The sequence below is a fragment of the Desulfotomaculum sp. OF05-3 genome (assembly GCF_003435535.1).
In the GTDB taxonomy this organism is placed as follows: Bacteria; Bacillota; Clostridia; order Lachnospirales; family Lachnospiraceae; genus Pilosibacter; species Pilosibacter fragilis.
Genome location: NZ_QWGO01000018.1, coordinates 1 through 13,182 on the forward strand (window position 1 = coordinate 1; position 13,182 = coordinate 13,182).

Below are 13,182 nucleotides of genomic sequence, written 5' to 3' on the forward strand. Positions count from 1 at the left end.
TTCCTGCAACATTTCTTTGCACTCCTGATCTACACCATTGGTCAGAACTTTCTTTCGGTATTTCGTGCATCAGACCAGATGATATTGAAGCGAGTACACATATCCTCTACCATACGAAAGAGAATTTTCTTTAATAGTAAACATATATTTTTCCATATGAATATTATACCATATGTTACTAAGCATGTAAACATATGTTCGATATTATTGTAAATAAATAGCGCACCTAACTCATCACTGAAGTAACGAGAATGCGGTGCGTGTTTTTCAACCTGTCAAGCGTATGGTTATCGAGGACTTTATCCTGAAGCATCGCATATTGAGTTATTTTCCCGTTCATGTATCGTTTTCCAAAGCGGTGTATAGTCAACCATGATCCGTCCTCCTACGGACAATCATAGCGAATGTTTTCACAAATCCATATTGTGTATACAAAAACAGAGGGGAACACATTTACAAAGAAAATTGCCAGACAGTCTATGTTGTCCGTTATCATTTCAATGAAGATGCAAAGGAAACAATGCAGGAGAAGATTAAACGGATGCCGGTTACAGAAGCAAGCCGAATGGCAGTGTACTAAAATTTGGTGGATGTAATTGAAGAAAAAATATGATATCATGTGAGTAACAAGTCGGAATTTGGAGGTAAAAAGCATGATGAAGCTCGATAATTTTATTAATATGATGACGGGACACTTTAATAACAAAGAGCAGTTTGATAATATGCAGAGAGAAGGGAAAACATATCCTTATGCAGAACACATTAATACAATCTGTAATGAGAAAATTTTGAATCTTCCTAAAGATTTTAATGGTAAATTTGTTGTTGAAGAAAGCTACTATGAGACAAATGGTAAACGCCATGCTTCCCCACATCTTTTCCTTATTACAGAGAAAGAAGACGGAATTGTGTTGTATTCTTATGAAATACCAGAAGGAGAAGATAAAAGTACGTTTTCATATGATTCTATGAAAAATGCTGACTACACTGAATTGAAAAAATCTGAAAAATTCACTCCGGCGCTCTATCATGAGAAAGATGGAATCTGGGAAGGAGGCAGTACAAGCCAGTTTTCACCGGTAATGACATTTAAGCTTTGGGAAAAGTTTTCTGATAGTTGTCTGGAGGTATCTGAAAGCATGGAAGTTAATGGAAAGAAAACTTTTGGATATGATGAACCAATTATCTATAAGCGAGTATAATCCAAGAATGAAATGTTGCGATAAATTTCAAATTTATGGAGGCATATATTATGAGAGTAATCATTTCAATCATTCTAATGGTAATTGCAGCGTTGGTCGGTTTTTTCTTTGGTGCTGGAATGAACGAAGCAATGGGTGGAGCAATACTACTTTCAATGATTACAGGTTTTGCTTGCACTATTAATGCTATTGAAAAGAACAAGAAGGACTGACAACTCCCTGTTTTGAGAATTGAGAAAATCGATACTTGTAGATGGAGGTAATCAAAATGAAAGAATATCAATATTTGATTGGAAAAATTATTGTCGCAGTGGCAATTATAGTTGCCGCAATCATTATAGCGCAGGCTATTGGTGGAGCTGGAGAAAGTATCCGTAGTAGCTTGTTGCAATTAAGGGATGCTCTTCGATAACTTCCAGTTTGCCGAGGCCAAAAGGTTAAAACAGAATATCGCGGAGGCAATGGCATGAATAAACTATACGATTTATTAAAATATATTATCTATGCAAGTTTCTACATGATTGTGATTAAAACGGGTATGGATTTCTATGGGTATAAGCGCTTTCCGAAACTATACGAATCGTATTCTGCACCGTGGTATACAGAAGCATTACTGTATATCGCTGCCTCGCTTTTCGTGATTGTCGTATGTTTTGTGCTCAGAGTAATCATTGGACGAAAGATGAAGAAGAGGTGAGCTATATGTTTATGCTGTTTGGGTTTATGTTTCCGATTATCTTCGTAATGGTTTTTGGCATGATCATCTTCCAGTTTGTGACAGGAATCGGAACATGGCATAAAAACAATCAGTCACCGCGTTTGTCAATGAGTGCAACCATCGTCGCAAAGCGTGAAAATATCACACATCATAGCCATGCAAATGCGGGTGACCTGTCTGGAACGCATGGCTACCATTCGACTTCAAGTACCAGCTACTATGTCACGTTTCAGGTAGAGAGCGGTGACCGGATGGAACTGCCGGTTTCTGGCAGAGAATACGGAATGCTGGCGGAAGGCGACATTGGGAAACTTACGTTTCAGGGAACGAGATATCTGTCATTTGAGCGCGTGTGATTCTGGAGGTGATAGTGTGAAAGAAAATAGACCAGGAGGTGACAAACTATAAACAGTCAAGAGAATTTTGAACCTTTTTTGAATTGTAAAAATGGTAACTTTAATAAGCCATCTGAATACATTGTATTTCAGATGGGAGAAATTAGTATGAATCCAATAGAGATTAACGAAGTTTCTGTGCATTAAAGTCGATATCTTACCTCTCCAATGCATAGATGACTCTAAATAAGCCTTTTGACCATATGAGTAATGGCTACTCGATGTGGTTTGCTTTCTCCGCGTTTCTTGGCATAGTAAGTTGCAAATGTCATGTCAAAGCGGATTAACGGTAGTTTTCACTTTACACGGAAATAAAGTACGAAATTAGCCTTTTTCATCAAAAAAATTTTTTTACTTTTTCATTTATATGTCAATCTTCGCGCAGCCTTACAACGTTCCGCGCCGACCGTCTGCGTTCTTCTTCCTGAGCCGCATAATGTTTTCTTGTCGTATTGACATCATTATGGCCTAAGACGGAGGCAACGAGGTAGATATCGCCTGTTTCACGATAAAGGCTGGTACCGTAGGTGCTGCGGAGCTTATGCGGGGTGATCTTTTTCAGCGGTGTGACAAGTTTCGCGTATTTTTTTACGAGATTTTCCACGCTGCGCACATTGATCCGCTTTCGCTGCATGGAGAGGAAGAGGGCATCCTCATTTCCTGGAACGGCATCGATCATTTCCCGCTCATCCAGATAGTCTTCCAGTACATCGCGAACTTCATCGCTGAAGTAGATCACGGATTCCTTTCCGCCTTTCCGGTAAACTCTGGCACCGCAGGTATCAAGGTCGATATCATTGATATTTAATCCAACGCATTCAGAAACACGGATACCGGTTCCCAGAAGGAGTGACATCATGGCAAGATCCCGAACTTTTGTTCGCTCATGGTAAAGTTTCTGCTTCTCAGTCAGTTTATCACCTTCCTCGACCTCATCGAGCAGCTTTGCCACCTCATCGATCTCCAGACGGATAATTTCCTTTTCGTGGAGCTTCGGCATGCGCACGAGAGCGGCGGGGTTCTTCTCGATCAGCTCATTTCGGAAGAAATAACTGTAAAAGCTGCGGAGAGAAGAGACCTTTCGCATGAGTCCACGTTCTGTATTGACAACGTCTTCACAGGTATCGCTGGGATGACACTTCAGATAATCAATATATTCTTCGAGATCTGATACCGTCAATTTTTCAAGATCACCCGGCGTAAGAGTATGTGCAGGATTATCAAAAGTTCTGGGATTTGCAGTTTTTAAGAACTGAAAAAAGATTTTCAGGTCATGTGCATACGCGATCCTGGTCCTTACAGAGGTACTTGCTTCAATTCCACGGAAGAAATCCGTGCAGAAATAGGGGAGTTCTTTCTGAAGTTCCCGGAGCTTTTTTGTATTTTCTATATTCTTCTGTTCATGGTAGGAGAGTGTGGCCATCAGAATTCCTCCTTTTTATTCTTGCTTTCACGGTCATTTTCATGGCAAGTTTCATCCATTCCGATATTTCCAGAATTCCACCCTTCAATATTTCCGGAAATTACCGCATGAAACAGCCGTTCCTTAATTCCCGGATTTTCTTTATTTAACTGACTGGTTAAATTCTTAACATACTCGCGTTTCGTATGTCCATCCGCAGGGCATGGATTTTTGCACACCGGAAGATTATATTTATTCTTAAATCCGATCACATCCGCCTCAGAGACATACATGAGAGGGCGGATCACCGTAAGTTCTGTGCGGTCCAAAAATGTCTTTGGTGGAAACGTATAAAAACGTCCTTCGAACATCAAAGACAACAGCATCGTCTCAATAATATCATCCTTATGATGCGCGTAAGCGATCTTATTGCATCCGGCGGCCTTTGCCTCAAGGTTTAGGGCTCCTTTGCGCATTTTCGCACACAGCGCGCAGGGATTTGACTCTTTACGGGTCTCAAAAACGATTTTCCCGATCTCGGTGGGGATTATTGTGAGAGGAACCTGAAAGCCGTCGCAAAAAGCCTTTATGCCGCTGAAATCCTGAATTCCGAATCCGAGATCGACTGTGAATGCATGAAGCGTAAAATGTTTCGGGTAAAAGCGCTGCAGTTCATGGAGCGCATAGAGAAGAGCCAGGCTGTCCTTGCCGCCGGAGACACCGACAGCAATATGGTCCTGATCATCGATGAGAGCATAATCATCAACAGCCTGACGAACCAGGCTTAAAAGTCTTTGTAATTTCATTAGAAAACCTCATTTCATGGAAAACATGGTAGATGACCGGAATTTTGCCATAACTATTCGATAAACTGTTCTTTCACGAATAGTTGGAAATCTATCCATATCATACTCTATTCCATCCCCAATGTCAATATTCCGGCTTTCAAAACAAAAAATGCCATAATATATTGTCGATGTAGGTAAACATGTCACAAAGATGTAGGACACTTATCACAATCACATGGAAATCCCGCTTTTCTACTATTTTTTCGGAATTATAATTCCTGCCTTTTTATTTGCAAACATGTCAGTCCTCCTCGTATCCTAATATAAAAATAATGCCGCATTATGCCAGTGCTAATAATACGACATTATCTTTCAATACCCCATATGAAAATTTTATGATTTAATAGACGTCGTTCCATTTGCCGAATATGATCGTCCGTATTAATATTAGAATTACTGCTTACTGCACGACATATTGCATCAATCAATGTAATACAACCGGTATAACAGGGAAAATAACTTCCTGAGTTTGTATCACTTTGAAATACGACATCCGCATAAGGGTATGCTGGTGATAAAACCGTATCAGTAATCAAGGCAATCGGTCTTTATGCCAAACAAAGGCAAACTACTTCTATTAGATTTCCCAAAGCTTTTATTATTAAACACATTTACGCTATAATAGGAATTATTCAATATTACTTTTTTCTCCAGGACATAATTATCATTATCACCGGTTAGCGGATCGCTGCCTATGGTAATCAATGGTATGCTGTTGGTTTGCCATTTTTCATAGATAGCTTTAAAATTCTGTGTTTTGATTAATAAATCCTGCTTATTATCCTCTGAAGTATGTATCGAATCATATGGCAGTTCCTGTGTCTCTAATATTTCTTTCTGGCCCTTCTGATTAAAGGAAAATATTTCAAAATGGTAATTTCCTATGCCATTCCATATCTCAGGTGTATACTGTAGGATATAGTTTTTATGGTCAACAACAGTTAAATAGTACCAACGCCATCCAGCATGGTTATCAGAGGCATGGTCTTTATATATTACAATAGGATTGCCATCTATTATAGCATATATTTCCAATGTGATTTCCAAGGCATCCTGGCTTATAACAAGTAACTCATCATTACCATCATGTGTTAAATCTACCATAAGAGTTCCTGCAATATTCTCTTCGGGATAACGTGATAAAATATCCTCGAAAAAATTATATTGGTTATTTTTCGTGGCAATAAGAAAACACCCTAATCCCAAAAGTATCATACATATAAAAATCAAAATCTCAAACTTTGTTTTTTTCATTTTTCCCTCTTGCTGTGAAGTTCAAAGTTATGTTTAATTTATACTAAATAATTGGTGAAGCCATTATTGATATCATCTACCGTATAGGTTTTAGATTCCCCCGCCTTTTGATCTGCAAAAGAGGTGGATGAATAGGCAGACAAGAGGAATAGTGTCATGCTGCAGAGTACCAGAAATCTTTTTTTCATAGAGTGCTCTCCTTTTCATTGTTTAGTATGTCTCGTTACTTAGTGTGCAGTGCTAGTTATCTACATGGGACATATCCATTGGAATCATCTCCTTTTCAATATTCGTTAATCCTTTTGTTTTCATATGTTATATGAAACAAACTTTCCTATTCACATTCATATGTTACTGCCATATAGCTCTTTGCCACAGAAACCATGTTTTTACGGATTTATTCATCATAGCGACCTCCTTATCCGGGAGGCATCCATCTTAATGGGGCTTTATTAATTATATTTTTCAGGAACTGATCCAACTCAAAATCTATCGATTTGTCCATGACATATTTTGGTCTGTTCACCGTAATGTTCTCCCCGCAAAAAATAATATTATATTGGTATGTTTCCATTGATATAATGGCTCCTTTGTCCCGACCATTTGGGTGGAGTGATTGAGAATACAGGTTTCTTTTTTCTGTCATTAAACAGGATTGTAAATTCTTCAATCTTTTGCTGACCTGTTATTCTCTTTTTATAAGGTGGGGACACGAGTATGATCCCGGCGATTTTTTCTGCGTTTAAATTATCAAGCCTAGTTATTTTTCCAAAAAATATTACGCCCATGGTTATCAGCACGAAAATGATATATCTTATTTTAATTTTCTCCTTGCCCATACTGCCTCCTGTCTTGGTGCAGTCCGCGTTACTCTTTCCTTTTTTTTGAATTATATTATCAAATTGTACTGTTTTCAATACACTTCTTCATATCTTCATAATTCGTAATATATTGTTTCTATTTTAGTTAATTATCTGTAATTTTTTCTCTTATAAGCATCCAAAAAATTTTCCTTTCAATCCACTCCCGCCATATTTTCTTCAGCGTATCCAATTATCAGCGCAGAACTGCCTCCTCGATTCAATTTTTATTAATTCTTTTTCTTCACTTTCGTTATCGGCAACTCATATCGGGCATCCGGCATATAGGAAACTGCCGATTTTACCGGCGTCACAAACAGACGATCCCGCTGTAATCAGATTTATATCCTTCACCTCCGATTCAATATATCATATTTAGTATAACATTTAATTTTTGTACATAGAAAAGAAGGAAAAGCGGATTATATCAAAGTATCTATTTCTGGGAAAAAACCAATGTAGCGGCGAGCGCTTTCCTAGTTAGTAAAACAAAAGCTGTGTGAGCCCTTATAAACCAGTACTTTGGAGATGGTTCATTTTTCGCTGAAGAAAACTATTTAAAAATTACACTGATGAACGTTGGTGCAATATTCCATCCTACGCCATTACTTCTTAATTTTGCAAGATTCGATGTTCTTTTAGAGAGGAAAAATGGAACATTAACGGTTTACCTACTTGGTGACGACTTTGTGACATATTTACCTATATATGACGACTTTGTGATAACCCGACCTACATATTACGGCTTTGTGATATATTGTACACAAAAAATGTAGATAGTACTTTACACAAAGAAATCAAAAATTGCCGTAAGCACTAGGTTTCTTCATTACGACATTGTGATAAGTTTACCTACATTGACAGCTTTCAAAACAAAAATGCCATAATATATCTATCATTCATTTATTCAGCACACTAAATCTAAATAAAGCAAGCACCTTCTCTCCGGCCGCATTCCAGTCTTTCTAGACCCCTGATGTGCTGTAAAGAAGGTGCTGCACATGATCCGCACAAAAATGTTCATCACAATCATAAAATCAATTTCATACAGATTCATACAGATCAAATTATTTAAAATTACTTTTTCGTCCCCAGAACCAGACAAATCGGTTAATTCCCAGAACTACATTCCATTAATCCAGCAGATTTCTATAATACGGCCAGTTCGCGTTCATCACGCCAATTGTGACATTGTTCGCGGACCCCGTCTCATGGACACACTGGATCTGTCCGTTTGAGGTAAATCCGAGGAACATGATAACATGCGGCGTGGATCCCGTGATTACCACGATATCGCCCGGCTTCAAATCCTGACGTTTTACCTGCCGTCCAAGAGTCCTTAAGCCCTCTGTGCCCTCATACGGCAGATGTGTTCCTGTGACGGACCAGTATACCCAGTTGACCCATCCGGAGCAGTCGAGTCCCTTTAAGATACGTCCCTTGTGGTCCGGGATCGTGACGGAACCGAAATTGTTGCCAGTATAATTCTGGGCGCTGGCCTTTCCACCCCAGTAATACGGAACTTTTCCGACAGACTGAAGGGCGTACCGGATAATATTCTTTCTCGTCTCTGAAGTATCTTTTGGAAGTCTGCTCATGTAGGAGTCAATCTCCGTCGTTGAGAGCGGCGCTCTCGTGCCCTCCACGACTACGTTGAGCCCATATGTCTCTGTCCAGTCCTGGCGGTTGATATGGCTTACAAAGGACATCATTCTGCGGTTCCAGCCTTCCCAGCCGGTTCCGTCCGCGGATACGGACTCCGTCTCTCCCACAGTGTTTCCTGTGTCATCGACACTGTAAAGATTTGAATTTTCGTTGAGTGTGCGGATGGTCGCTGAGATCTTCAGATCGATATGTCCGGGACAGATCAGTGCATGGGATGCAGCCGCCGTATGGACGCTATATCCGTTGGCAGCGCTCTCTTCCACTTCGGCTGCCTGTTCCAGACCACCGGTTTCATTGCCTGCTTCACTTCCTGCCGCCGTTTCCGGCTCTAAAAGGAATGTCTCCGCATTCTGCTCTTCCGCTGCCGCCCTGACAGCATAACCGGAATATTCATGGTCCGCTTCTTCATTGCTGCCGACTCGGATGACCTTCACTGAAGTCTCTTCCGTTCCTTCCGTGGAAGGAGCAGTGGTTTCGCGAACCGTCTCCTCTTTCGTTGTCGGCGCTGCAGTCGTTGAAGCTTCCGCCTCCGGAGATTTCGTGGCTGCCTCGGTCTTATCCTCCACGCGGATGATCGTCGCTTTCTTTGTGGTCTCCTGGATCACGCTCTCAGCCGTCTCAGCCAGGGAATCCAGGGCGCTTGTAGTGGACTCTTTCGTCGCGGCACCTTCTGTATGGTTTGCAGCCGACGGAGGAACTGTCGTTGTTTCAGCCACCATGGACGTATGTGCGGAGGAATCCTGGGCGGAACCTGATGCGGAGGAACCATCACTGTGGCTCTCGCCGTTTACAGAAACCGTATCTCCGGCCTGGTCGATGACCTCATCGCCTGCGTCTGTTCGGATCTCCGTGTCAATATTTCGTCCGGATACAAAGGTATCCTCACCTTCCAGCTCGGAATCTCCCTCTTCCGCAGACGTGTTCGGATCCACGCAGCCGTCGCAGTAATAGACATTTCCAAGGGATGCCTGGTAGGAATGGGACTTCGTCCAGAGGTCATTCACATAGGTGCGGATCGTGTCAAGATCCGTGATCCCGTTATAAAACGCATAAACACTTGCCATGGAAAGAATATCCTGGGCATTTGACACTGCGGACGTGACCTCGCCGTCGCCGTTGTAAAACGTAACCTTGACATTCTTAAAATGCTCCACATACCAGGAAGCCGGATTGTTCTTATCCTGAGTCTTCGAGGTCGGGTTATACTGTCCGAGAACAGAGGACGCCTTGCGGCCAAAGGACGGGGCAAGCTTTGCCGGAGCTTTGTTTGCCATGTCATAGATCGCGGCAAACCACTTGGAGTCCTTCTGGATCAATTCCTTCATCAGGATCTCCGCATAGCTGGTCTCCGATCCCTCCTCGTACATGTTCGAAAAGTTTAATTTATATGGAGCCGGTGCATCCGGATCGATCTCCGCTGTAGTCTCATCCGTCGTATTTTCTGTAGGATCCTCGAGAATATCGACGGTCTCCGGCTCATAGATCCGCTCCGTGCTGGTCTCCGCCGGGGCGATCACCGGAATATAGGGAAGCATGGCGGAAAACGCGATACAGGTACATAAAACCATCGCTAAAAGCGGTCTCGCATTCTGCCTGCCTGTCACCCAGTGCATGCAGTCCGCGGCGATCTTCTCCACCTGCTCGCGGATCTTTTCTTTATCAAAAGGTAATTTATGAAAATCTAAATGGTCGTTCAACTTCATTTTCGAGCGTACATCTCCTGCATTATGTAAATATAACGGAGTTAGTATAACATATAGGGGAAGGAAAATTTGTTAAGATTTCTTTAATTTTCCCCATGGAAACAGGCGCGGATTGACTTTCCATCCATTTAATACTATAATCGTAACAAGTTGGCTCGTGCAGTCGCCAGGGGGGATACAGGAATGTCCCGTAAGCTTGCTTACAGGAAGGTTTCTGCGTCCCTTCTGAACATTAGGAAGGTCCCGCAGGGGACCTCAAGATAGCATGATACCGCGTGAAACATAGTCTAATATTACATAACGAAAAACTGGAGATGAAAATATATGTGTGGAATTATCGGATACTGCGGTCCTTTAGATGCGCAGACAGTACTGCTCAATGGTCTCACCCAGCTTGAGTACCGCGGCTACGACAGCGCGGGAATCGCTTTATTTGACGAGAACTCAAAGATCCACTTTATCAAAAAAGTCGGAAAAGTTGCTGCCCTGCGCAAAGTATGCGAGGAAGATCCCATCGTTTCCCATTGCGGAATCGGCCACACCCGTTGGGCGACCCACGGCGGCGTGACAAGTGAGAATGCCCATCCGCATGTGGCAGGAAAAGTGACGATGATCCATAACGGCATCATCGAGAACTACCATGCCCTGACAGCAAAATACCACCTGGAGGGAAAGCTCCATTCCCAGACAGACACGGAAGTTGCCGCTGCGACCTTAAACGAGATCTACAACGGTGACCCGTTCTCCTCCATCCATGAGTTCTTAAGACAGCTGGAAGGTTCCTACGCCTTCTGTATCATGTTTGAGGACCGGCCGGGTGAAATTTATGCAGTGAGAAACGTAAGCCCGCTTGTAGCCGCTTACACAGCTTCCGGAGCCATGATCGCCTCTGACCTGACGGCTCTTCTTCCGTACTCAAAAAAATACTTTGTTGTCCCGGAAGGAAAGCTCGTACAGCTCACTGCCTACCACGCGAGCCTCTACGAGCTTGACGGTACAAAGGTGGAGCCGGAGATCCTCGAGGCATCCTGGAACACGGACGCAGCCATGAAGAACGGCTTCCCGCATTTCATGATGAAGGAGATCCACGAGCAGCCGGAAGTATTAAAAAAGACGATTCTTCCGCGCCTCACAAAAGGTCTCCCGGACCTCTCCGATGAGAAGATCCCGGATGAGCTCTTAAAGCGGATCACAAATATCCGTGTCATCGCCTGTGGAACTGCCATGCATGCGGGAATGGTGGCGAGAGCCCTCATTGAGCCACGCCTCAGAATTCCGGTGACCGTGTCCATTGCCTCTGAGTTCCGCTACGAGGAGCCGCTGATCGATGACTCGACCCTCACCATCGTGATCTCCCAGTCCGGCGAGACCATCGATACCCTGGCGGCACTCCGCCTCGCAAGGGAATGCGGTTCCACTGTAATTTCAGTTGTAAACGTAAAGGGATCCACGATCGCCCGCGAGAGCGACTACGTGATCTATACCCATGGAGGCCCTGAAATCGCCGTGGCGAGCACAAAAGCCTACACGGTACAGATCGCTGCCCTCTATCTTCTCTTCTGCCGTATGGCACTTGTACGCGGCGTATACACGGAGGAACATGCAGAGCAGTTCATGAGTGATCTCTTAAACTGCGCTTCCGCCATGGAGACCATGATCCGCGATGAGAATACAATCAATGAGATCGTCACCCACATCGTGAATTACCCGGATGTGTTCTTTATCGGCCGCGGCATGGACTACGCGTTCTCCTTGGAAGGCGCGTTAAAGTTAAAGGAGATCTCCTACATCCACGCGGAGGCTTACGCAGCAGGTGAATTAAAGCACGGAACCATCGCCCTGATCACAGACCATGTCCCGGTGATCGCCATCGCGACCCAGAAACACATCTTCGCAAAGACCATCTCCAATATCCGTGAGGTGAAGGCGAGAGGCGCCTATGTGGTACTCCTTGTGACGGAAGATACCGCTGTCGACGAGGGAATCGCCGATGTGATCATCCGGATCCCGAAGGAAGATGATAAATTCACCGTATTCCCGATCGCCGTCGTCCTCCAGCTCATCGCCTACTACGCTTCCGTCCAGAAAGGCCTCGATGTGGATCAGCCGAGAAATCTTGCGAAATCTGTGACGGTGGAATAAAAAAAGCTATCATATTCAACATTATTAGGCCAGTGCCTCAAAGCGCTGGCCCTTTTTACATACGTTGGTATAATTTCAGACAATAAAACAGGGTAGAAAACAGCTTTGATTCTGCTTCCTGCCCCGTCTTCATATCACTTATTTCTTATAACCTTTCTTGATCTCCACAAAATCCTGGATCATCTTCACAACTCCGTCATAACCGATCTTGCTGCTGTTCATGCAGAGATCGTAGCTCTTGGAATCGCCCCAGCGCTTACTGGAATAATAGTTATAGTAACTGGCACGTTTTTTATCGGTCTTGATCATGACATCCTTCGCCTGGGACTCAGAAATCTTATGGCGTTCCATCAAAGTCCTGATCTTCACGTCCTCGTTGGCTGTAATAAATACGGATACCACGTTCGGATAATCAGCCAGCGCGTAGTCAGCACAGCGTCCGATAATTACGCAGGATTCCTTGTCCGCAAGGTTTTTGATCGTATCAAACTGCGCAAGGAAGATCTTGTGGTTGATCGGCATATCCATATATGCAGAGTTCGCATATCCAAGGGAATATGTATCCATTACCAGGGAATATAAGAAACTGCTCGTCGGCTTCTCGTCGTGGGTCTCAAACAGCTCTTTACAGAGACCGCTCTCTTTTGCGGCCAGATTCAGGAGCTCTTTGTCATAACATTTTACACCGAGTTTTTCTGCTAATGCCTGCCCGATATGTCTTCCTCCGCTTCCGCATTCTCTTCCGATCGTAATAATAAGGTTATCACTCATATGCCACAGCTCCTTTCTGTCATCAAGCTTTCTGATAGCTATATTATACAAAAATTGCAGTCAATATGCAAGAGTTATCCCGTGAATTTTTGTATCAGTATATGCATAAAGCAGAATAAGTAAGAATGTGCCAAGTCACATTCTCGCGCCGAGCGCGGTCGCTTGCGACAATCCACATCCTCGTGCGAGTGCGCATCATTGGCACGTTTCGAGGATTTTTTT

13 protein-coding genes are annotated in these 13,182 nt (G+C 43.3%); 6 read left to right on the plus strand and 7 right to left on the minus strand.

Annotation, left to right across the window (positions count from 1 at the left end; translation table 11 throughout):
* Positions 1-451: 451 nt before the first annotated feature.
* The 5 genes from DXA87_RS10570 to DXA87_RS10585 all read left to right on the plus strand — a co-directional run bounded on the left by DXA87_RS10570 (position 452) and on the right by DXA87_RS10585 (position 2,276).
* On the plus strand, positions 452-580 hold the full coding sequence (locus tag DXA87_RS10570; RefSeq protein WP_242990524.1) for a transposon-encoded TnpW family protein: 129 nt from the start codon (positions 452-454) through the stop codon (positions 578-580).
* A 73-nt stretch (positions 581-653) separates the two neighbouring features.
* Positions 654-1,202: a hypothetical protein gene (locus DXA87_RS10575; RefSeq protein WP_015554548.1), complete on the plus strand. Its 549-nt coding sequence runs from the start codon at positions 654-656 to the stop codon at positions 1,200-1,202.
* A gap of 50 nt (positions 1,203-1,252) precedes the next feature.
* Entirely contained in the window at positions 1,253-1,414 is a 162-nt protein-coding gene (locus DXA87_RS17975) for a hypothetical protein (protein ID WP_015554547.1), read from the plus strand.
* A gap of 56 nt (positions 1,415-1,470) precedes the next feature.
* Positions 1,471-1,614 carry a hypothetical protein gene (locus DXA87_RS18160; protein WP_015554546.1) on the plus strand — a complete coding sequence of 48 codons (144 nt, stop codon included), beginning with the start codon at positions 1,471-1,473 and terminating at the stop codon, positions 1,612-1,614.
* Between the two features lie 290 nt (positions 1,615-1,904).
* Positions 1,905-2,276, plus strand: a complete 372-nt coding sequence (locus tag DXA87_RS10585; protein ID WP_117504300.1) for a DUF2500 domain-containing protein — start codon at positions 1,905-1,907, stop codon at positions 2,274-2,276.
* Positions 2,277-2,685: 409 nt separating this feature from the next.
* Here DXA87_RS10585 and DXA87_RS10595 read toward each other — a convergent pair whose 3' ends face one another.
* The 6 genes from DXA87_RS10595 to DXA87_RS10615 all read right to left on the minus strand — a co-directional run bounded on the left by DXA87_RS10595 (position 2,686) and on the right by DXA87_RS10615 (position 10,047).
* Complete coding sequence (locus DXA87_RS10595) at positions 2,686-3,738, minus strand: tyrosine-type recombinase/integrase (RefSeq protein ID WP_015554543.1); 1,053 nt, start codon at positions 3,736-3,738, stop codon at positions 2,686-2,688.
* Positions 3,738-4,523 (minus strand): ATP-binding protein, encoded by a 786-nt coding sequence (locus tag DXA87_RS10600; RefSeq protein WP_117504302.1) that lies wholly within the window; start codon positions 4,521-4,523, stop codon positions 3,738-3,740. The genes DXA87_RS10595 and DXA87_RS10600 overlap by 1 nt, the downstream gene beginning before the upstream one ends.
* A 567-nt stretch (positions 4,524-5,090) precedes the next feature.
* On the minus strand, positions 5,091-5,819 hold the full coding sequence (locus DXA87_RS10605) for a hypothetical protein (protein WP_117504304.1): 729 nt from the start codon (positions 5,817-5,819) through the stop codon (positions 5,091-5,093).
* A gap of 38 nt (positions 5,820-5,857) precedes the next feature.
* Entirely contained in the window at positions 5,858-6,007 is a 150-nt protein-coding gene (locus tag DXA87_RS17980) for a hypothetical protein (RefSeq protein WP_158553069.1), read from the minus strand.
* Positions 6,008-6,373: 366 nt separating this feature from the next.
* Positions 6,374-6,658 carry a hypothetical protein gene (locus DXA87_RS10610; RefSeq protein WP_117470262.1) on the minus strand — a complete coding sequence of 95 codons (285 nt, stop codon included), beginning with the start codon at positions 6,656-6,658 and terminating at the stop codon, positions 6,374-6,376.
* Positions 6,659-7,812: 1,154 nt separating this feature from the next.
* Positions 7,813-10,047: an NlpC/P60 family protein gene (locus DXA87_RS10615; protein WP_117504306.1), complete on the minus strand. Its 2,235-nt coding sequence runs from the start codon at positions 10,045-10,047 to the stop codon at positions 7,813-7,815.
* Between the two features lie 324 nt (positions 10,048-10,371).
* On the opposite strand from DXA87_RS10615, the gene glmS reads away from it, so the two are divergent.
* Positions 10,372-12,189, plus strand: a complete 1,818-nt coding sequence (glmS, locus tag DXA87_RS10620; RefSeq protein ID WP_015554534.1) for a glutamine--fructose-6-phosphate transaminase (isomerizing) — start codon at positions 10,372-10,374, stop codon at positions 12,187-12,189.
* 138 nt (positions 12,190-12,327) lie between these two features.
* On the opposite strand, the gene DXA87_RS10625 is transcribed toward glmS, so the two are convergent.
* Positions 12,328-12,960, minus strand: a complete 633-nt coding sequence (locus DXA87_RS10625; protein ID WP_117504308.1) for a cytidylate kinase-like family protein — start codon at positions 12,958-12,960, stop codon at positions 12,328-12,330.
* Positions 12,961-13,182: the final 222 nt, after the last annotated feature.